The organism is Azospirillum baldaniorum (assembly GCF_003119195.2).
Lineage (GTDB): Bacteria > Pseudomonadota > Alphaproteobacteria > Azospirillales > Azospirillaceae > Azospirillum > Azospirillum baldaniorum.
Genome location: NZ_CP022255.1, coordinates 489,301 through 508,505 on the forward strand (window position 1 = coordinate 489,301; position 19,205 = coordinate 508,505).

Consider the following 19,205-nt stretch of genomic DNA (forward strand, 5'->3'; position numbering starts at 1 on the left):
ACCACACGCGGGTCCCATGCCTGACGACACCGACCCTTCCCTGCCGCTGGAGCAGGCGCTCGACTGGTTCATCCGTCTGCAGGCGGAGGACGCGGACGAGGAGTGCCGCCAAGCCTGCGCCGCCTGGTGCACCGCCGACCCCCGCAACGCCCGCGCCTGGGACCTGGCGCAGGCCATGTGGGTCTCGCCCCTCCTGACCGACGCGCTGGCGGCAACCGCAACTCCGGACGTCGCGCCGGAACCCCACGCACCGGCGCCCAAACCGCCGGAAACAGCCCGGTGGCCCACCGCCGGAGCGCCAGCCCGCGACCGAACGCGATCGCGCGCCCGGCCCAGCCATCCGGTGCGACGTCGCACAATGGCGTGGGCGGCGGCGGTGATGGTGGCGGTCGGGCTGGGTTGGGCCGCCGACCTGCCGCTGCGCCTGCAGGCTGACCATCGCACCGCGACCGGCGTTCAGGAGCGTGTGATGCTGGCCGACGGATCGCAGGTGCTGATGGACACCGGGACGGCGCTGGCCACCGACATCGTGGGCAGCGAGCGGCGGACCCGGTTGCTGCGCGGGGCCGCCTTCTTCGAGGTGACGCCCGACCCCGCCCGCCCCTTCCGGGTTTCCGCCGGTTCCGCCGTCGTGACCGTGGTCGGCACCGCCTTCGCCGTCCGTTATCTGGACGACCGGGTGACGGTGACGGTGCGCCACGGCACCGTGGACGTGGCGCGTCCCGACGGTCCCGCCGTCCGCCTGCGCGCGGGCGAGGAGGTGGTGGTCACCGCGTCGGGCGTCGGCGCGGGGCACCCCGCCGACCTCTCCGCGGCGCTCGGCTGGGTCGATGGCCGGCTGGTCTTCGAGGACCGCCCCCTGCGCGAGGTTCTGGAAGAGCTGGACCGCTATTATCCGGGCCTGATCGTGGTCCCCGATTCCCTTGCCGACCGGCGGATCACCGGGAATTACCGGCTGGACGACCCGGTGCGGACGGCGACGGCCCTGGCCGGGCTGGTGCGGGCCGAGACCTTGCGGCTGTCCGACGCCCTGCTGATCCTACGCCCGCGCCCCTGATCCGCCGGTTTTCTGCTCACGGGACGCCCCCAAAAAAATTTCCGCTTTCCGTGATCCCCAAACGTCAGGTCGGCACGGCACTTAGGAATGCGTCGCAATTGCAAAAAGCGATGCGGTCCGGCCGGTCGATGCGTCGCGATCATGGGGAAAGCGTTACGATGGGTGCGGGGATCATGGATAGGGGTGCGCGGGGGCGTCGGGGGACGGCCCTGCTGAGGGCGGCGCTGCTGTCATCGGCGGTGGCCGGCATCGGTGTGGCGGCTGGGGGCTACGCCCTGGCAGCGCCGGCGAAGACCGACGGGCAGGTTGCCCAGGCTTCCGGGCAAACGGCGGGGCAGCGCTTCGACATCGCCCCGCAGGGGCTGGTGACGGCCCTCAACGCCTTCAGCGCGGCCAGCGGCTGGGAGGTCGGCTTCCCGGCCGAGGTGGCGCGCGGCCTGTCCTCGCCCGGCGTGTCGGGCACCATGAGCGCCGACGAGGCGCTTCGCCGCCTGCTGTCCGGCACCGGCGTGTCGTACCAGATGACCGGCCCCGGCCGCGCCGTGCTGTCGCGGCCGCAAACCGGCGGGGTGGTGCTGGACCCGGTGACCGTCGAGGGCACGCGCGAGCGGGCGACCGGCCCGGTCATGGGCTACGCCGCCCGCCAGAGCGCCACCGCCACCAAGACCGACACGCCGATCCTGGAAACGCCGCAGTCGATCTCCGTCGTCACCCGCGACCAGATGGACGCCCAGGCGGTGCGGAGTCTGGCCGACGTCCTGAACTACACCTCCGGCGTCACCACCGCCCGCAACGGCGGCTCCTCCTCCTTCGGCGGCGATGGCATCTCGGTGCGCGGCTTCGGCGGCAACGGCACCACCGGCGTGTCCTTCAACGAATATCTCGACGGGCTGCGGCTGAAGGGCAGCGGCTTCCTGACCTCCGGCATCGACCCGTACCTGTTCGAGCGGGTCGAGGTGCTGAAGGGCCCGGCCTCGGTGCTGTTCGGCCAGACCAGCCCCGGCGGTCTGGTCAACATGGTGACTAAGCAGCCCTCCCCCGACGCCCGGCATGAAATCCTGCTGCAAACCGGAAACCAGGGCCGCAAGCAGGCCGCGCTGGATGTCGGCGGCGACGTGACCGGCGACGGACGGCTCTCCTACCGGTTCGCCGGCGTCGCGCTGGACACCGACACCCAGACCGACATCGCCGAGCGCCGCCGGCTGGCCGCCGCCCCGACCGTGACCATCCGGCCGACCGACGACACCAGCCTGACCCTGATCGGCCTCTACCAACGCGACAATTACGACGATTCGCCGCTGAACTACCTGCCGGCCCAGGGCACCGTGCTGCCCAACCCCAACGGCACGCTGCCGACCAAGCTCTTCACGGGCGATCCCAACTTCAACACCTGGGACCGCAAGACCATGAGCGTCGGCTACCGGTTCGAACACCGGTTCGACGAGCGCTGGACGGTGCGGCAGAACGCCCGCTACCTGCACAACGACCTCGACCTCAAGCAGGTCTACGCGTCCGGCCTGCTGCCCGACCTGCGCACCACGCGGCGCACCACCTTCTCGGCCCGCGAGCGCGCTTACGACCTGACCGTCGACAACCAGGTCCAGGTGACGGTCGACACCGGCCCGCTGCGCCATACCGTGCTGGCCGGCGTCGATCACCAGCGGCTGCGGAGCGACACGCTGCGCGGGCAGGCGGCGGCGCCGAACCTCGACCTGTTCAACCCGGTCTACGGGCTGCCGATCGCCACCCCGCCGATCTACCAGAGCACCGCCACCCGCATCACCCAGACCGGCGTCTACGCCCAGGACCAGATCAAGTGGGGCGGGCTCGCCGTCCTGCTGGGCGGGCGCAAGGACTGGGCCGAGACGCAGCAGCGCAACCGGCTGAACCAGGGGCAGACGTCGCAGCAGGACGACGCCTTCACCGGCCGCGTCGGCGCGCTCTACCTGTTCGACAACGGCTTGGCGCCCTACGCCAGCTATTCGGAATCCTTCGAGCCGACCTCCGGCAGCGATTTCTTCGGCAACCCGTTCGAGCCGACCTCCGGCCAGCAGTACGAGGCCGGTCTGAAATACGAGCCGCCGGGCTCCGGCAGCCTGTTCACCCTGTCGGCCTTCACCATCACCCAGCAGAACGTCACCACGCCCGATCCGCTGCACACCAACTACAACATCCAGACCGGCGAGGTCCGCTCGCGCGGCTTCGAGGCTGAGGCGCGCGTCAGCCTCGCCGCCGGACTGAACGCGGTGGCCAGCTACACCTTCCTCGACGCCGAGGTGACGAAGAGCAACGGCGCCGACCGCGGCAAGCGGCCGGTGGCCGTGCCGACCCATTCGGCCTCGGCCTGGGGCGACTACACGGTGCAGGACGGCCCGCTGGCCGGCCTGGGCGGCGGCGTCGGCCTGCGCTACGTCGGCTTCACCTACGGCGATCCGGCCAACAGCTTCAAGGTGCCGGCGCACACGCTGGTCGACGCCGCCCTGCGCTACGACCTGTCCTATCTGAACCCGCAGCTTCAGGGCATTCAGGCGGCGATCAACGCCAGCAACCTCTTCGACAAGGAGTATGTCGCGGCCTGCTCGCGGGCGACCAATTGCTATTACGGCCTGCGCCGCACCGTGATCGGCTCGCTGAAGTACTCCTGGTGAGGCGAAAGACCGAGATCGCGCTGCGGGTCGTGACCGCCGTCGTCGGCGGCTACGCCCTGGCGGCGGGAACGGCGGCGGCGCTGTCCCTGGGGCTACCGGCCGTGCAGGACCGGGCGGAGGCGGTGCTGACCGCCACCATGGCGGCGCTGCTGCCCTGCGTCCTGACCGTGGTGATGGTGTTCGCCGCGGCCAGCGCCCGGCGCGCCCTGGCCTGGACCGCCGGCCTGACGGCGGCAATCTGGGCGGCGGTCTCATTGTTGAAAAGCATGACGGGAACCGGGGTATGAACGGCAGTTTTCGCCTGTCGATGACGTGGCTGCACAATTGGGGCGGGCTGGTGGTCGGCTGGCTGCTGTTCTGCGTCTTCCTGACCGGAACCACCGCCTACGCCCGCTTCGAGATCACCCGCTGGATGCAGCCCGAGCGGGTCGAGGCGACCAACAGCCCCGACGCCGCGGCGGCGGCGATCGCCAGCCTGTGGCGCGAGGCGCCGCAGGCGCGCCGCTGGCTGATCACGCTGCCGGACGAGCGGCGGACCGCGACCCAGGTCTACGTCTACAACCCGCCGGGGATACAGCCCGCCTTCCGCAAGCTGGCGCTGGAGCCGGCGGACGGGCGCCCCTTGCAGGCGCGGGCGACCTTCGGCGGCGATTTCCTCTATTACTTCCACTTCGACCTGCGCGTTCCCGGCCTGGTGGGACGCTATCTGATCGGCGCCGCCGGGGTGGCCCTGCTGGTGGCGCTGACCACCGGCTTCGTCATCCACCGGCGGGTCTTCTGGGACTTCTTCGCCTTCCGCCCCGGACGGTCGCGCACACGGCTGTGGATGGACGTCCACAACGCCCTGGGCATCATCGTGTTGCCCTACCACGCGCTGATCACCGTGACCGGGCTGGTGCCGCTGATGCTGCTCTACATGCCCTGGGGCCTGCAAGCGGCCTTCGGTGACCGGCCGGCCGCCTTCAACACCGCCGTTTACGCCGAGCCGCCGCCGGCGGCCGCCGCGGGGCGGGCCGGCCCCCTGACCGCCATCGCGCCGCTGCTGGCGGAGGCGGAGCGGCGCTGGGACGGCGGGCGGCCGGGATGGATCGTCATCGACAACCCGGGCGACGCCGCCGCCACCATTCTTCTCAAGCGCACCGACTCCGACCGGGTGGTGATCACGCCGGAAGCTATCCTGTTCGACGGCATGACCGGCGTGGTGCGCGAGGTCTGGGACGGGACGGGCGGAGCCGCCGCGACGCGGGCCGGCGCCTATGGCCTGCACATGATGCGCTTCGCCGACACGCCGCTGCGGCTGGCGATGACCCTGTGCGGGCTGGCCGGCACCGCGATGATCGGCACCGGACAGGTCTACTGGATCATCAAGCGGCGCAAACGGGAGGCGACCCCGTCCTTCGGGCTGCGTCTGGCCGACGGCGCCAATCTGGCGGTGATGATCGGTCTGCCCATCGCCATCGCCGCCTATTTCTGGGCCAACCGGCTGCTGCCCGCCGGGCTGCCCGGCCGGGAGACCTTCGAGGCCCTCGCCTTCTTCGCCGCGTGGTTTCTCACGGCCCTGCACCCGGCGCTGCGCGGCGTCCAGCGCGCCTGGGGCGAGCAGTTGGCGGCGGCGGCTCTGCTGTGGGCCGCCCTGCCGCTGATGAACGCCCTGACCAGCAACGCCCATCTCGGGGTGACGCTGGCGCGCGGGCTGTGGGGTGTGGCCGGCATCGACCTGACCGCCCTGGCGACGGGCGGCCTGTTCGCGCTGTTGGCTTGGCGCCGCCTCCGTGCGGCACCCCGGAGCGTCGACCACCCACAGGGCGCGCTGGCACGGCGTGGTCTCTGAGCCTCACCTTGGGATGATGATCGCCGGACGGCGTGGCGATTGAGCGCGAGGGCGATCAGCTCAGACACGCCGGTGAGGGTGCCGAGCGTCAGGAAGGAAGGCAGCGGAGGTCAGGCGGAGAGCGGCGCGACGCGGTAGCGCGCGGCGGGTTCGCTGCGGGACAGGTTGGGCAGCATCGCCTGACGGGCGGCCTCGTAGGCGTGCCACTGGGCGGCATCCGGCAGGGCCGGGATGGTCACCAGTTCGCCCGCGTCGAGTCCGGCCAGCGCCGCGTCGACCATGGCGGCGGCGGGCATGACGATCTCGCCCGGCAGATGCTCCACCGGCGTGCCGGCGGTTCCCCAGAAATCGGTGGCCGTGGCGCCGGGCAGCACCGCCTGGACCCGCAATCCCTTGGCGGCCAGCTCGTGGTGCAGCGATTGGGTCAGCGCCAGGACGAAAGCCTTGGCCCCGCCATAGACGCCGTTGAGGATTTCCGGCCCGATCGCGACGATGGAGGCGATGTTGACGATCGTGCCGCGTCCGCGCGCCACGAAGGCCGGCGCGGCCGCGTAGGTCAGCCGCATCAGCGCCGTCACGTCGAGGTCGATCATCCGCTCCATGGCATCGACGTCGGCCGAGAGCAGCGGGGCCGTTGCGCCGACTCCGGCGTTGTTGACCAGCATGGTGATGCTGGAGTCGGTCGCCAGCACCGTCTCCACCGCGCGCCGGTCGGCCTTGTCGCCCAGATCGGCGGCGACGACCTCGACGGAGCGGCCGGTGCGGTCGACGATCTGCGCCGCGAGGCCGGCGAGCTTGCCACGGTTGCGGGCCACCAGGATCAGATCGTGGCCGCGGTCGGCCAGCCGGTTGGCGTAGATCGCGCCGATGCCGGAGGATGCGCCGGTGACGAGCGCGGTGCCGAGAGGGGAAAGGCTCATGGGTCCGTGTCCTGTCTGTGGGCCGCGTCGTTGCCGCCCGGGGTGAGGACATGTGTAAAACACTTGGCTCTTGGCCTGAATGTCGTATATCCCTCCTTTTCAGCCACCAGAGGATTCCGCCATGCGCATCGGCTTCGTCATCTACCCGGGCTTCCAGATGATGAGCCTGGCCGCGGGTTCGGTGTTCGAGTTCGCCAACATCTGTGCGGGCGAAGAGATCTATGAGTTGGTCACCGTCTCGGAGCATGGAGGGGCGGTGCGCAGTTCCACCGGAATGGCGGTGGACAGCGAGTCCTTTGCCGGACAGGACTTCGACACGGTGCTGGTGGGCGGCGGTGTGGAGGTGCCCCGGCCGAGCGACGGGCTGCGCGCCTGGATCGCCGGCCGTCTGCCCGCCGTGCGACGCCTGGGCGCAATCTGCACCGGCGCGTTCGTGCTCGCCGAATCCGGTGTGCTGAACGGGCGGCGCGCCACCACCCACTGGCTTCTGGCGCGCGAGTTGGGGACGCGGTTTCCGGCCATCCAGGTCGAGGAGGACCGCATCTTCATCATCGACGGGCCGGTCTGGAGTTCCGCCGGCATGACCGCGGGCGTCGATCTGGCTCTGGCGATGGTGGAGAAGGATCTCGGCAGCGACATCGCCCGGTCGGTCGCCCGTAAGCTGGTCATGTATCATCGCCGGGGCGGCGGCCAGACCCAGCATTCGGAGCTGCTGGAGATGGCGGCGAAGTCCGACCGCATCGAGGCGGCGTTGACCTACGCGCGGCAGAACCTGAAAAATCCGCTGTCGGTGGAGGAGTTGGCGGGTGCCGCCGCCTTGAGCCCCCGCCAGTTCAGCCGCGCCTTCCGCGCCGAGACCGGGCAGTCCCCGGCCAAGGCGGTGGAGCAATTGCGGCTGGAAAGCGCGCGCCTGATGCTGGAGCAGACGCGGCACCCGGTCGAGGTTATCGCCCGCGAAAGCGGCTTTGCCGATCCGGAGCGCATGCGGCGCGCCTTTCTGCGCGCCTTCGGCCAGCCGCCCCAGGCGATGCGGCGGGCCGCAAGGCAGGACGTGCGATCCACCGAGGCACCCGCTTGACGGGCTGGGGCCGCGCATCGCCGGATCCGTGCCGCCTCCGCGTGCCGGAGCGCGCCAAGCCCATCACGGGACGGTGGCCTCGTCCTGCTAAGAGTGCCGATCAAAACCTCCGCCGGGCCGAGTAAAATCAATGGCTTGAGCCTATGGAGACGGGGTTTTGATCCGCGCTCTAACCCGCCAACCCGTTGACGACCGGCCCGTTGACGCCAGTCCCTTTGGCAACAGGACCTTTGGCAACAGGACCTGGCCCCGAGGGCACCGCCTCGCGGTCCCAGATTCCGTCGTTCGGCAACGCGCGCAGCTTGTGACGCTCCACTTCGCGCTTCGTCACGGAACGGGGGAAGCTCTCCACGAAGGCGATGAAGCGCGGGATCTTGAAGGCGGCCATGCGGCCCTCGCACCACGCGGCGATGGCGGCCGGCTCCACGCCGCTGCCCGGTTCACGGATGACGAAGGCCTTCACCTCCTCCTCCCCCTTTTCCGACGGCGTGCCGACCACCACGACCTCGCGCACGCCCGGACACTGGCTGAGCACGCTTTCCACCTCATAGGCCGAGACGTTCTCGCCACGGCGGCGCAGCCAGTGGGCCTGACGGCCCGTGAAGTGCAGAAAGCCGTCCGCGTCCAGATGGCCGAGATCGCCGGTGTGCAGCCACAAATTCGACAGGCATTCCAGCGTGCGTTCCGGCGCGTTGAAATAGCCCGACATGAAGATGTGCGGATAGCGGGGGCGCAGGGCGATCTGGCCGGTGACGCCCGGCGGTACCGGCTGGTCGTCGTCGTCGAGGATGGTCACCTCCGCCCAGCCGTGGGTCAGGCCGTTGGCGCGCGGCTTGGGCGAGTCCATCCGGTTGTTGACGATCAGCACGCCGCCGGTCTCGGTCAGCGAATAGACGTTGACGAAGCCGATGCCGAACCGTTCGACGAAACGGTCGGCCACGGCGGGCGGGATCTGACCCGTCACCCCCAGCGAGACGCGCACGCGGTGGTCGCGGTCGGTCGGGCTCTCCGGCTGTTCGGTCAGCACGGTGATCATGGTGCCGATGAGATCGACGATGGTCGCACCGGTCTCCCTCACCCGCGCCCAGAAGTTGCTGCCGCTGAAGCGGCGGTCGATCACCGTGGGGATGTCGGCGACCATCGGTCCCATCACCCCCAGCATCAGACCGCCGACGTGGAACAGCGTCAGGATCGAGTAATGCACATCGTCCGGCCGCGTCTCGAACGCCTCGACGTAGCGCATTCCCGCCGCGATCCAGGCAAAATGCGGCAGCAGGGCACCCTTGGGCAGGCCGGTGGTGCCGCCGGTGTAGATGATGACCGCGGGATCGCCACCGGACACCTCAACCGTCGGCATCGGATGCCCCGGCTCCAGAAGCTCGGCGAAGGGCGGGAAGCGACCGCCTCCCCTCCCCTCGCCGTCCTCCACCGTGTAGACGCGCATGCGGGGCAGCCGGTCCGCGACCGCCTCGACCCGCTCCGCCAGTTCCCCGTCCACCACCAGGACGGCAGGCGTGGCGTTGGTCAGGGTGTGGACGAGATCCTCCCCCACCAGACCGGCGTTCAGCGGCACCCAGATCGCCCCCAGCTTGCCGGCGGCGACCCAGGTCAGCAGATGCTCCGGCGCGTTGCGCAGGAAGCAGGCGACCCGGTCGCCCCGGCCCACCCCCAGCCGGTGCAGGTTCGCGGCCACGCGGCTGGACTCCCCGTCCAGCTCGCGATAGCTCATCGCCCGTCCGGCAACGGTCAGCCGGGGCGCCTCCCCGTGCTGCGCCGCGCGGGCGGCGACCAGAGCCGGCAAGGTTTCCCATTGCACCGGAACGCCGTGGATGCTGCGCGTGATGGTCATGCGGCGGGCCTCTCTCATTCCGGCAGGATGCGGCGCTTCTGGAGTTCCTGGAGGAGATCGACGAACATCTCCTCGCTGTCCACGCAGTCGTGGAAGCCCAGCTTGCGCGCTTTGATCGTGCTCATGTGGTGCGGGTTGGGGCGCTGGCCGTAGCCGAACAGGAAGTCGGCGAACTGCCAGGACGGCACGACCTCGGTGTATTTGTAGGGCTTGAGACCGTGCTTGGCGACCACGCGGTCCCAGATCGGCTCGTTCTGCGGCATGATGCGGGCCAGCGAGAAGGGTTGCGCCGGCTCCAGCTCCATGCGGAACAGCTCCGCCACCTTGGGAAACACGTTCTCCCAGACATAGACGTCGCCGTTGGCGATGTTGAAGACCTGGTTGGCGCATTGCGGGCTGGTGCCGGCCCATTCGGCGGCCTTGGCGATCAGCCGGGCGTCGGTCGCCTCGCCGATGCGCGACGCCCCGCCGGGGAAGCGCAGCGGCAGGCCGTATTCGCGCGACACCGCGGCGAAGACGCCGATGGCGGTGATGATGTTCAAGGGGCTGCCGACCGCGAGGCCGCAGACGATCTGCGGGCGCAGCACGCTCCAGCTCCACTCCTTGCCCTGCTGGCGTTCGCTGATCCAGTCCTGCTGGTCGTAGTAGAAGTTGGGGCGCATGTAGCGTTGGTCGCTCTCCCGCGCTGGCTGGCGGAAGGGGCCGAGATGGCCGCCATAGGCCTTGGTGCCCTGCAACAGCGTGATGTGGCGCAGGTTGGACGACACCGCCTCGACGTTCTCGACCACGTTCTTCAGCATGGCGAGGTTGGTCTCGACATGGTCCCATTCCGACCAGCCGCGCGTCACGTCGGGCTTCTCGTAGACGGCGGTGTAGCAGATGTTGGTGACGCCCTTGATCTCGCGCAGGTTGCGGCAGTCGTCGGGGTTGCGCAGATCGACGGCCGCCCATTCGGCGGTGGTCTCGAAATCCGGAGTGCGGCGCGACACGCCGCAGACGTCCCATTCCGGGGAGGCTTCGAAATGCTCCAGCATCGGGCGGCCGACGGTCCCCAGCGCACCCACGATCAGCATCTTCTGACGGGCCATGAACACGATCCTTCTGTGCGGAATTCTTAGAAAAGGGTCATCAGGTATTGGCGGTCGCCCAGCGGTTCGGGCGGGCCCTCGTAAATCTTGCGGCCGGTGCGCAGCACGGTGACGCTCTGCGCGATCGGCAGGGCGTGGACGACGTTCTGCTCGACCATCAGCACGGCCATGCGCAGCGCCCGGTTCACCTCGGCGATGGCCTCCATGACGCGCTGGACGAGGTTGGGGGCGAGGCCGATGGACGGTTCGTCGAGGATCATCACGTCGGGCCGGTGCATCAGCGCCATGCCCATCGCCAGCATCTGCTGCTGGCCGCCGGACATGGTGCCGGCGATCTGGCCGGCGCGTTCGCGCAGGATCGGGAACAGGTCCATCACCGCGTCGCGGTTCGCCCGGATTTCCGCCGGGTCCTGCGCCGTGTAGGCGCCAAGTTCCAGATTCTCGCGCACGGTCAGGCTGCGGAAGATGCCGTGCCCCTGCGGAACCAGCGCGATCCCCGCCTTCACGTTGTCGGCGCAGCGCCGCCGGGTGATATCCTCCCCCCGGTAGCGTACGGTCCCGGCGGAGGGGCGCAGCAGCCCGAAGACGGAGCGCACCAGCGTCGTCTTGCCGGCCCCGTTGTGGCCCAGCAGCACGCGGATTTCGCCGGCCCGCACCGTCAGGTCCACGTCGTGGACCACCGCCCGCTTGCCGTAGCCGGCGCTGAGGCCGCGCACCTCCAGGACGGGTTCGGCGATCGGCATGGTGTGAATCTCGGTCATCCGAAATACCTCTCGGCCAGTTCGCGGTCGCGCATCAGCGTGTCCGGCGGTCCCTTGGTCAGCACGCGGCCCTCGTCGATGAAGACGATCTCGTCGCAGACGCCGCGGATGACCTCCAGATTGTGCTCGATGATGCAGACGGCCTTGTTGGCGCGGGCGAGGTCGCGGATCACCCCGCAGATGCGCTCCACCGTCACGGTGTCGAGGCCGGACAGCGGCTCGTCGAGCAGCAGCACGTCGGCCCCGGTCGCCAGCAGCCGGGCGATGACCAGCAGCTTCTCCTCGGCGTAGGAGAGGTTGGCGGCGGTCTCGTCGGCCTTGGCGAGCAGCCCGACGAAGGAGGCGATCTCCAGCGCGCGGGCGACGTTCTCGCGGTCGGCCCGGCGAACCAGGCCGGGGCGGAAATAGACGTCCAGCGGGCGGTCGCCCGGCTGTGCGGGCAGCGAAACCAGGATGTTCTCCACCACCGTCAGCTTGGTGAAGAGCTTCAGGTCCTGGAAGGAGCGGGCCAGCCCGGCGGCCACCACCTCGTGCGGCTTCAGCGTCGTCATGTCGCGGCCCCGGTAGAGGATGGTGCCGCCGGTCGGGCGCAGGAAACCGGACAGCAGGTTGAAGGCGGTCGTCTTGCCGGCGCCGTTGGGGCCGATCAGCCCGACGATCTCGCCGCGCTTCAGGTCGATGGTCAGGTCCTTCACCGCCTGGATGCCGCCGAAGTGCTTGGACAGCGAGGTCGCGGAGACCACCACCTCCCCCGGTGTGCCGCCTGCGCGCTCCAGCGCGCCCATGAGCTGGCCGTTGGCGGGAACGCTGGAGCGCGCGGCCCCGGTCGGGGTGCGGAACACCGTCTCGGGGAACAGCCCCTCCGTGCGCAGGCGCAGGATGACGATCAGCACGACGCCGTAGATCACCTGCCGCACCATGTCGGCGATGTCGCCCGGCACATGGACGAACTTCAGCCCCTCCGGCAACAGCACGAGGATCGCCGCCCCGGCCAGCGAGCCCCACAAATTGCCCATGCCGCCCAGGATCACCATGGCGAGGATGAGAATGGTCTCCTCGATGGTGAAGGATTCCGGGTTCACGAAGGCGATGTAATGGGCGACCAGCGTGCCGGCGACGGAGGCCAGCCCCGCCGACATCGCGAAGACCACCAGCTTCATGCGGACGAGATTCTTGCCGACCGCCTGGGCCGCCGCCTCGTTCTCCCGCATGGCGCGCAGGGAGCGTCCGAAGGGCGAGGCGCCGAGCCTCCAGGCGACCGCGCAGCACAGAGCCGCCATCACCACGGCCAGCGGCAGGAAGGTCACCGGGCTGGTCAGCGCCGTGCCGAACAGCGACACCGGGGGAATGCCGGCGATGCCGTCCGGTCCGCCGGTCAGCGGCTTGCTGTTCATCAGCACGTCGATGGTGATGGCCTGGAGCGCCAGCGTGATGACGACCAGATAGTGGCTGCCCACCCGCATGGCGGGAAAGGCGACCAGCAGGCCGATGCCGGCGGTGACCACCATCCCGGCCAGCAGGGTGAGGGGAAAGCCGATGCCGAGCTTCGTCGCCAGGATGCCGGCGGCGTAGGCGCCGCTGGCGTAGAAGGTGGCGTGCGCCAGGGCGAAGATGCCGCCGAAGCCGATCAACAGGTTGAAGGAGGTCGCCAGGATGCCGTAGAGGCAGACCATGACGAGGATGTGGGCGAGATACTCCATGGCTGTGTCCCTCTCCTCACGCCCGGCGGACGATGCCGGAGGGGCGGGCGAGCAGGAACCCGAACAGCACCACGAAGACGATGGTGTTCTGCCACTCGGTGGGGATCTGCCACATGCCCAGGCTCTGCACGAAGGCCAGCAGGAAGGCGGCGATGACCGCCCCGCGCAGCGATCCCACCCCGCCGACGATCACCGCGACGAAGGCGACGAACACCGCGCCGAAGCCCATGTTGGGGTTCAGCCCGTCGCGCAGCAGGACCAGCGCCCCGGCCACCGCCGACACCGCCGATCCCAGCGCGAAGACCAGGATGGACAGCCGCGTGGTGTCGATGCCGATGACGGTGGCCATCTCGCGGTTGTCGGCCATGGCGCGGATGGCCTTGCCGTAGCGGCTGGCCCGCAGGAACAGCGCGATGCCGCAGCCGACCAGCAGCGCCGCCGCCACCTGCCCCAATTGAACCGTGGTAAAGAAGGCGTTGCCGACGAAATGCACGTCGTAGGCGACGCTGTCGACCGTCTTGACCCCGGTGCCGAAGACGATGCCGATCAGGTTCTTCATGACGATGAACAGGCCGAGCGAGGCGACCAGAACGACGAAGGGCGGGCTGCCGCTGATTTCGAACGGGCGGTAGATGAACAGGTAGCAGCCGACGCCCAGCGCCGCGGTGAAGGCGATCCCCAGCAGCACCGCCGCCCAAAACGGCAGCCCGACCAGCGCCGCCAGCGCCCAGATGGCGTAGGCGCCGACCGCATAGACCGGCCCGTAGGCGAAATGCACGACGCCGGTCGTCCCGAAGATCAACGCGAAGCCCATCGCCAGCAGGGCGAAATGCGCGCCGTTGAACAGACCGTTCAGGGTCAGTTGGATGAGCAAATCCATGGAATGGCGCTCCTGTCTATGTCCCCCTCTCCCCTCTGGGGAGAGGGTTGGGGTGAGGGGGTTGCGCGTGTCGGAGCGTCCGGCAAAAGCGCAACCCCCTCACCGGCCCTACGGGCCACCCTCTCCCCAGAGGGGAGAGGGCTAACGCATTGAAACCGCGGTCATTCGCCCGAGGTGAACTTCACGAATGTCTGTTGGCCGTTCTCCAGGCGGAACACCGCGACCGGCTTCTGCGCCACGCCGTTCTTGCGGAAGGTCAGCGTCTTGCCGTAGACGCTGTCGAAGGTCGGGTTTTCCCACAGCGCCTGGACCAGACGCTCGCCGCTGTAATAGTCGCCGCCCTTGGCCTTCGCCCGCCGGATCAGCTCGGCGATGACGTAGACGCCCTCGTAGTAGTTGGCGGCGTAGAAGTCCGGCATCTCGCCGAACTTGGCCCGGTAGGCGTCGGCGAAGCGCTTGGACCAGGGATTCTCGTCGGTGGCGGCGAAATAGTCGGTGACGACCTCCACCCCCTCGGCGTGCTTGCCGGCGACCTTGGTGTCCTCGGCGGTCCATTCCATGCAGTAGACCGGCTGCTTCATGCCCAGCTCGCGCATCCGCTTCACCGCCAGCCCGGCCTGCGGCGTGGTCGGCCAGTTGGCGATGGCGTCGGGCTGGGAGGCGCGCAGCTTGGCGACCTGGGTGTCGATGTTGGCGGCATCGGCCTGGAACTGCTCGGCGGCGACCATCTTCAGCCCCATGCCCTCCCACGCCTTGGTGGTGGCGGCGATGGTGGCGTCGCCGAACTCCGACTTGATGGCGATCTGGGCGAGCTTCTTGGCCCCCTGCTCGGCCGCGCGGTGGGCGATGCCGGCGGCCAGATCGGACGCCATGGAGCGGATGTTGAACATGTAGGGGGAGGTGCCGACCGTCTGGGCGCTGACCCCGCCGCCGTTGATCATCATCACCTTCTTCTGGTCGCCGATGGGCATGGTGGCCAGCGTCACCGTGGAGAAGGAGGGGAGTACCGCCTTCACCCCCTCGACGTCGACCAGCCGGTTCATGCCGGCGACCGCCGCCTGGGCGCTGCCGCTCTTGTGGTCCTCGATGACCAGCTGCAGCTTGATGCCGTCGATGCCCCCCTGGGCGTTGATCTCGTCCACCGCAAGCTGCGCCCCGGCGCTCATCACCTTGCCGTAATGGGGCGAGGCGCCGGTCATCGCGAAGATGCCGCCGATCTTGTAGACCGCCGGGTCGGCGGCCAGCGCGGCGCCGCTGGTGAGCGCGCTGCTCAGCACGAGCGCGGCGAACAGGGTGCGTTTCGACATCGTTCCCTCCCAGGAATCCGTTGTTCGGGGGTGACGCGGTCCCGTTGGCGGGACTCGTTGCCGTTTCAAAAGAAATCAGCGGGCAAAAGACAGCCCGGACAGCAGCCGCCGGACGGACGGCGCCGCGTGGTTCTCGGCCAGCAGCGGGGCCAGCCGCGCGGTCTTTTCCGCCATCGATGGGCGGTCCTCCATCCGCAGGATGCGCCGGCCCGCCGCCAGGGCGTCCAGTCGGTCGCGGTAGTAGGCGATGCGCGCCTCCGCCGTCTCGGCAAAGCCGTCTGCGGGCAGGATCTCCGTCAGGAAGCCGAAGCCGTAGGCCTGCGCCGCGTCCATCATCCGACCCCCCGCCAGGATCTGGAAGGCCAGCGCCGCCGGCAGCCGTTCCGTCAGGGCGGCGTGGACGAAGGCCGGGTAGAGGCCGAAGCGCATCTCCGGAAAGCCGAACTGCACATCGTCGGCGCCCAGCACGAGGTCGCTGAGGCACGCCACGATGCAGCCAGCGCCCAGCGTCCGGCCGTGGACCACGCTGATCACCGGCACCGCCGATCCATGCAGCGCCTGCATCGCCGCCCGCAGCGCCTCCTCCTGGGCGGCGAAGGCCTCGGCACCGCGGCTCATCTCGGCGACATCGCCGCCGGCGCAGAAGCCGCGCGGTCCGGCGCCATCGATCGCCACCAGGGCCGCGCCGTCGGCGGGCGCGCCGTCCACGGCCTCGGCCAGCGCCCGCAGGGTCGCGGTGTCGAGCGCGTTGATCTTCGCGGGGCGGTTCAGAGTGATGCGCCGCAGATCGCCGTCGTCGCGGACGAGAAGCGTGCCGGTCATGACGCAGCCCTCCCCGGCCCGTGCAGGATGCGTCCGGCGATCACCGTTTCACCATGCTGGTTGTCGATCCAGACGTCGTAGCCGTCGCCGTCGGCGCGGCGCTGGCCGCCCGCGGTCACCACGTCGTCCTCGCGCACCGGGCGCAGGAAGCGGATGTCGAGCGTCGCGTCGGACACCGCCGCCTCGCCCAGGCTGTGCCGGACCGACTGCCAGAGCAGATTCACCGACAGCAGGCCGTGGGCGATGATGCCCTTCATCGGCGTCGTCGCCGCGAAGTCGGGATCGACGTGGATCGGGTTGAAATCGTCGGTCAGCTCGGCGTAGAGCCGGATCGCCGCGCGGTCGATCCGCTTGGTGACCGGGGTCAGGCGGTCGATGGTGATCGTCCCGTCCGCCATGGTCAGGCCGCCCACAGGATGGTCATGCGGCCGCGGAAGCAGGGGGTCCCGTCCTCCCCCACCGTCTCGGTGTCGAAATGGACCCAGCGGCGGTCGCGCTTCAGCTCCTTTCCGGCGCAGGCGATGCGGGTGGTCAAACGCTCCCCGACCGCCGGGCGGCGCAGCATCTCGTAACGCTGGGAGCCGTGGATATTCCCCGGCGGACGCGGCACGACGAGGCTGGAATAGGCCCGCATGGTGGCCACCGCGATCATCCCGGCGGGCATTCGCCCGTCCGGCGGGTCGTCGGGGTAGAGGCTGGTCCAGCGCTCCATCAGCGCGTCGGACAGGTGAAGCTCCTCGGCGCCGAAGGCGGCGCCCTCCCGGAGCGTGTCGAACAGATGCATGGATGGTCCCTTCCGAAGGGTTGGGTTCACTCCACCAGGAGCCGGACCTGCGGCAGCGCGCCGCCACCGGCCAACGGCTCGAACAGGACGCAGACGCGCAGGCCGATGCGGGCCTCCGAGGGTGGGCAACCGCGCAGATTGACCATCAGGCGGAAGCCCTCGTCGAAATCGACCAACGCCAGGACGTAGGGTGTGTCCGCCTTGAAGGCCGCGGTCGGCGGTCGGTGGACGATGGTGAAGCTGTGGATGGTGCCGAGCCCGGCGGACCGCTCCGTCCCCGGCCCTGCGGCCCGGCATTCGGTGCAGAAGGGCCGCGGCGGAAACTGGACATGGCCGCAGGCGGCGCAGCGCTGAAAGGTCAGCGCCCCCTCCGCGCAGGCGTCCCAGAAGGCGCGGGTGTCCGCGGTGACCAGCGGAACGGGCTTTGCGGGAGCTGCATCGGTCGAGGTCATTTCACGCCCTCCCCAGGATCAGCGAGCAGTGGGCGGACAGGATGCCGCCGTCGCCGTGAACGAAGGCGGTTTCCGCCCCCGCCACCTGCCGGGCCTCGGCCTCGCCGCGCAATTGCCGCACCGCCTCGACGATGTGGAACATGCCGCCCGCCGCCCCCGAATGGCCGTAGGACAGCAGCCCGCCGTGAGTGTTGCAGGGCAGGACCCCGTCCAGCTCCAGCGCGCCGTCGAGGATCGCCGGACCGGCCTCCCCCTTCGGAAAAAAGCCGATGGATTCCAGCTCGGCCAGCAGGGTGATGGTGAAGCTGTCGTAGATCTCGGCCACGTCGATGTCCGCCGGGGTCAGCCCGGCCATGGCGAAGGCTTGCGCCGCCGATTGCCGGCAGCCGAAATCGGTCAGCGAGGGCATGGCGAAGGCGTGCTCGTGCGTGTTCATCTGGCCGTAGCCGAGGATCGACACCGCGCGGTCCGTATGGTCGGCCGCCGCGTCGGCGGCGCTGACCACCAGGGCGGCGCCACCGTCCGAGACGAGGCAGCAGTCGAACAGCCGCAGCGGGTCGGCGATCATGCGGGCGGACAGCGCCTGCTCCATGGTCAGCGGGTCGCGGGCCTGGGCCTTGGGGTGGCGGCGCGCGTGGCCGCGCTGGGTGACGGAGATGGCGGCGAGATGCTCCGCCGTGACGCCGCGCTCATGCATGCAGCGCCGGGCGACCAGCGCGTAGGCCGCCGGGATCGACATGCCGTAGGGGCGCTCGAACTGCGGATGCCCGACCTCGGCCAGCGCGGCGACGGCGCCGTTGCGCCCCAGCCCGGTCAGCCGGTTGTCGGCGCAGACGGCCAGGACGTTGCGGCAGATGCCCGCCCGCACCAACGCCGCCGCCTGCATCACCAGCGCGCAGGCGGTCGCCCCGCCGGCCTGGACGGCGGCGCTGTAGGACGGCGCGATTCCGAAATACTCGTTGAAGACCGACGACAGCATCAGATGCGGCTCGGCCAGCGAATAGGCGCAGAGCACGCCGTCCACCTCGTCCGCCCGCAGGCCGGCGTCGGCCAGCGCCGCGGACGCCGCTTCGGCGTGAAGCGCCATGCAGCCGCTGCCGTCCAGCCGCCCGACGGCGGTGTCGGCGGCTCCGGAGATCACCGGGGTCATCGCGTGGTCTCCCGTGGGGAAAGGGGGGCGGCCCGGCCCGGCCCGGCGAGCTGCCGTCCGATGCGCCGCGTGGTGTCGCGCAGGTCGGCGGCCATCGCCGCGGCCCGCTCGTCGGAGAACTGCGCGGTCAGCCCGACCGCCGACAGGGCCAGGAAGGGCCGGCCCTCGGCGTCGAGGATCGGGCTGGACACCGTCGTCACGCCGCGCGTGAAGCCGTCGCGGTCCACCGCGTAGCCGGCGGTCCGCGCCTCCTCCACCTCGGCCAGGAATTGCTCGAAGGGCGGCGGGTTGTCCTGGCGGACGGCGGCGTACTGGCGGCGCATCTCCTCCACCGGCAGGCCGGCGTGCGCCGCCATGCAGCGGCCGAGCGCGCCGACCAGCAGCGGCAGCCGGTGGCCGATCCGCATGTGGATCTGGATGGCCGAGCTGGACACCGCCTGATCCACCAGCATGACGCGGTGGTCGCTGACCCGCAGCCACGCCGTCATCGGCGTCTGCCACGCGGCGGCCAGCCGTTCCAGCTCCGGATGGAGCAGCCGGGTGTAGCCGACCTGATCGAGCGCGCTGCCCGCCAGTTCCAGCAGCCCGGCGCCCAGCCGGTAGGCCTTGCCGACCTCCTCGAACTGGACCACCCGCTCCGCGGCCAGGGTCTTCAGGATGTTGAAGCAGGTGCTCGGGTTGAGGCCGAGCGCGCGGGCGACCTGCGCGCTCGACACCGCCCCGTCCTGCGCCGCCAGATGGCGCAGGATCGCGAAGGCGCTGACCACCGCGCCGACCGGCTTGCCGGCGTTGAAGGTCGTGGAAAGGGTGAAGGACTCCCGGTCCTGGTCATCGGTGAGCATGGCGCGCTCTCCGTTCTCTATTGAGAATTCTATTTT

The 19,205-nt window shown here is 70.0% G+C and carries 18 protein-coding genes; 5 read left to right on the plus strand and 13 right to left on the minus strand.

What is annotated here, in order from left to right; translation table 11 throughout:
* Nucleotides 1-16: 16 nt before the first annotated feature.
* From Sp245p_RS24485 to Sp245p_RS24500, 4 genes are all read left to right on the plus strand, one after another.
* On the plus strand, nucleotides 17-1,057 hold the full coding sequence (locus Sp245p_RS24485; protein WP_109138974.1) for a FecR family protein: 1,041 nt from the start codon (nucleotides 17-19) through the stop codon (nucleotides 1,055-1,057).
* Nucleotides 1,058-1,230: 173 nt separating this feature from the next.
* Nucleotides 1,231-3,705 (plus strand): TonB-dependent siderophore receptor, encoded by a 2,475-nt coding sequence (locus tag Sp245p_RS24490; RefSeq protein WP_109139034.1) that lies wholly within the window; start codon nucleotides 1,231-1,233, stop codon nucleotides 3,703-3,705.
* Nucleotides 3,702-3,992 (plus strand): hypothetical protein, encoded by a 291-nt coding sequence (locus Sp245p_RS24495; protein ID WP_014198901.1) that lies wholly within the window; start codon nucleotides 3,702-3,704, stop codon nucleotides 3,990-3,992. Before Sp245p_RS24490 ends, Sp245p_RS24495 begins: the two co-directional genes overlap by 4 nt.
* Complete coding sequence (locus Sp245p_RS24500; RefSeq protein WP_014198900.1) at nucleotides 3,989-5,536, plus strand: PepSY-associated TM helix domain-containing protein; 1,548 nt, start codon at nucleotides 3,989-3,991, stop codon at nucleotides 5,534-5,536. Before Sp245p_RS24495 ends, Sp245p_RS24500 begins: the two co-directional genes overlap by 4 nt.
* Nucleotides 5,537-5,646: 110 nt before the next feature.
* Here the strand turns inward: Sp245p_RS24500 and Sp245p_RS24505 are convergent, their stop codons facing one another.
* Nucleotides 5,647-6,456: an SDR family NAD(P)-dependent oxidoreductase gene (locus Sp245p_RS24505; protein ID WP_014198899.1), complete on the minus strand. Its 810-nt coding sequence runs from the start codon at nucleotides 6,454-6,456 to the stop codon at nucleotides 5,647-5,649.
* A 121-nt stretch (nucleotides 6,457-6,577) separates the two neighbouring features.
* On the opposite strand from Sp245p_RS24505, the gene Sp245p_RS24510 reads away from it, so the two are divergent.
* On the plus strand, nucleotides 6,578-7,534 hold the full coding sequence (locus Sp245p_RS24510; protein WP_014198898.1) for a GlxA family transcriptional regulator: 957 nt from the start codon (nucleotides 6,578-6,580) through the stop codon (nucleotides 7,532-7,534).
* 169 nt (nucleotides 7,535-7,703) lie between these two features.
* On the opposite strand, the gene Sp245p_RS24515 is transcribed toward Sp245p_RS24510, so the two are convergent.
* From Sp245p_RS24515 to Sp245p_RS24570, 12 genes are all read right to left on the minus strand, one after another.
* The gene (locus Sp245p_RS24515) at nucleotides 7,704-9,383 is read right to left on the minus strand and encodes an AMP-binding protein (RefSeq protein ID WP_041813744.1); all 1,680 of its coding nucleotides are present in this window, start codon (nucleotides 9,381-9,383) and stop codon (nucleotides 7,704-7,706) included.
* Nucleotides 9,384-9,397: 14 nt separating this feature from the next.
* Nucleotides 9,398-10,471 carry an SDR family oxidoreductase gene (locus Sp245p_RS24520; RefSeq protein WP_014198896.1) on the minus strand — a complete coding sequence of 358 codons (1,074 nt, stop codon included), beginning with the start codon at nucleotides 10,469-10,471 and terminating at the stop codon, nucleotides 9,398-9,400.
* 26 nt (nucleotides 10,472-10,497) lie between these two features.
* Nucleotides 10,498-11,232, minus strand: coding sequence for an ABC transporter ATP-binding protein (locus tag Sp245p_RS24525; protein ID WP_014198895.1), 735 nt, complete (start codon nucleotides 11,230-11,232; stop codon nucleotides 10,498-10,500).
* Nucleotides 11,229-12,932, minus strand: coding sequence for a branched-chain amino acid ABC transporter ATP-binding protein/permease (locus tag Sp245p_RS24530; RefSeq protein WP_014198894.1), 1,704 nt, complete (start codon nucleotides 12,930-12,932; stop codon nucleotides 11,229-11,231). The genes Sp245p_RS24525 and Sp245p_RS24530 overlap by 4 nt, the downstream gene beginning before the upstream one ends.
* 16 nt (nucleotides 12,933-12,948) lie before the next feature.
* Nucleotides 12,949-13,812 (minus strand): branched-chain amino acid ABC transporter permease, encoded by an 864-nt coding sequence (locus tag Sp245p_RS24535; protein ID WP_014198893.1) that lies wholly within the window; start codon nucleotides 13,810-13,812, stop codon nucleotides 12,949-12,951.
* Nucleotides 13,813-13,973: 161 nt separating this feature from the next.
* A complete protein-coding gene (locus Sp245p_RS24540; protein WP_014198892.1) occupies nucleotides 13,974-15,119 on the minus strand; it encodes an ABC transporter substrate-binding protein in 1,146 nt (381 codons plus the stop codon).
* A gap of 75 nt (nucleotides 15,120-15,194) precedes the next feature.
* Nucleotides 15,195-15,941, minus strand: a complete 747-nt coding sequence (locus Sp245p_RS24545) for an enoyl-CoA hydratase/isomerase family protein (protein WP_014198891.1) — start codon at nucleotides 15,939-15,941, stop codon at nucleotides 15,195-15,197.
* On the minus strand, nucleotides 15,938-16,339 hold the full coding sequence (locus tag Sp245p_RS24550) for a MaoC family dehydratase (protein ID WP_014198890.1): 402 nt from the start codon (nucleotides 16,337-16,339) through the stop codon (nucleotides 15,938-15,940). Before Sp245p_RS24550 ends, Sp245p_RS24545 begins: the two co-directional genes overlap by 4 nt.
* A gap of 2 nt (nucleotides 16,340-16,341) precedes the next feature.
* The gene (locus Sp245p_RS24555) at nucleotides 16,342-16,725 is read right to left on the minus strand and encodes a MaoC family dehydratase (protein WP_014198889.1); all 384 of its coding nucleotides are present in this window, start codon (nucleotides 16,723-16,725) and stop codon (nucleotides 16,342-16,344) included.
* A gap of 26 nt (nucleotides 16,726-16,751) precedes the next feature.
* Complete coding sequence (locus Sp245p_RS24560) at nucleotides 16,752-17,177, minus strand: Zn-ribbon domain-containing OB-fold protein (RefSeq protein ID WP_014198888.1); 426 nt, start codon at nucleotides 17,175-17,177, stop codon at nucleotides 16,752-16,754.
* 1 nt (nucleotide 17,178) lies between these two features.
* The gene (locus tag Sp245p_RS24565; protein WP_109138975.1) at nucleotides 17,179-18,327 is read right to left on the minus strand and encodes a thiolase family protein; all 1,149 of its coding nucleotides are present in this window, start codon (nucleotides 18,325-18,327) and stop codon (nucleotides 17,179-17,181) included.
* Nucleotides 18,324-19,169 carry an IclR family transcriptional regulator gene (locus Sp245p_RS24570; protein ID WP_014198885.1) on the minus strand — a complete coding sequence of 282 codons (846 nt, stop codon included), beginning with the start codon at nucleotides 19,167-19,169 and terminating at the stop codon, nucleotides 18,324-18,326. Before Sp245p_RS24570 ends, Sp245p_RS24565 begins: the two co-directional genes overlap by 4 nt.
* Nucleotides 19,170-19,205: the final 36 nt, after the last annotated feature.

Coding starts and splice junctions, on each gene's coding strand:
- Sp245p_RS24485 (WP_109138974.1), top strand. CDS start 17: ATGCCTGACGACACCGACCCTTCCCTGCCGCTGGAGCAGGCGCTCGAC.
- Sp245p_RS24490 (WP_109139034.1), top strand. CDS start 1,231: ATGGATAGGGGTGCGCGGGGGCGTCGGGGGACGGCCCTGCTGAGGGCG.
- Sp245p_RS24500 (WP_014198900.1), top strand. CDS start 3,989: ATGAACGGCAGTTTTCGCCTGTCGATGACGTGGCTGCACAATTGGGGC.
- Sp245p_RS24505 (WP_014198899.1), bottom strand. CDS start 6,456: ATGAGCCTTTCCCCTCTCGGCACCGCGCTCGTCACCGGCGCATCCTCC.
- Sp245p_RS24510 (WP_014198898.1), top strand. CDS start 6,578: ATGCGCATCGGCTTCGTCATCTACCCGGGCTTCCAGATGATGAGCCTG.
- Sp245p_RS24515 (WP_041813744.1), bottom strand. CDS start 9,383: ATGACCATCACGCGCAGCATCCACGGCGTTCCGGTGCAATGGGAAACC.
- Sp245p_RS24520 (WP_014198896.1), bottom strand. CDS start 10,471: ATGGCCCGTCAGAAGATGCTGATCGTGGGTGCGCTGGGGACCGTCGGC.
- Sp245p_RS24525 (WP_014198895.1), bottom strand. CDS start 11,232: ATGACCGAGATTCACACCATGCCGATCGCCGAACCCGTCCTGGAGGTG.
- Sp245p_RS24530 (WP_014198894.1), bottom strand. CDS start 12,932: ATGGAGTATCTCGCCCACATCCTCGTCATGGTCTGCCTCTACGGCATC.
- Sp245p_RS24535 (WP_014198893.1), bottom strand. CDS start 13,812: ATGGATTTGCTCATCCAACTGACCCTGAACGGTCTGTTCAACGGCGCG.
- Sp245p_RS24540 (WP_014198892.1), bottom strand. CDS start 15,119: ATGTCGAAACGCACCCTGTTCGCCGCGCTCGTGCTGAGCAGCGCGCTC.
- Sp245p_RS24545 (WP_014198891.1), bottom strand. CDS start 15,941: ATGACCGGCACGCTTCTCGTCCGCGACGACGGCGATCTGCGGCGCATC.
- Sp245p_RS24550 (WP_014198890.1), bottom strand. CDS start 16,339: ATGGCGGACGGGACGATCACCATCGACCGCCTGACCCCGGTCACCAAG.
- Sp245p_RS24555 (WP_014198889.1), bottom strand. CDS start 16,725: ATGCATCTGTTCGACACGCTCCGGGAGGGCGCCGCCTTCGGCGCCGAG.
- Sp245p_RS24560 (WP_014198888.1), bottom strand. CDS start 17,177: ATGACCTCGACCGATGCAGCTCCCGCAAAGCCCGTTCCGCTGGTCACC.
- Sp245p_RS24565 (WP_109138975.1), bottom strand. CDS start 18,327: ATGACCCCGGTGATCTCCGGAGCCGCCGACACCGCCGTCGGGCGGCTG.
- Sp245p_RS24570 (WP_014198885.1), bottom strand. CDS start 19,169: ATGCTCACCGATGACCAGGACCGGGAGTCCTTCACCCTTTCCACGACC.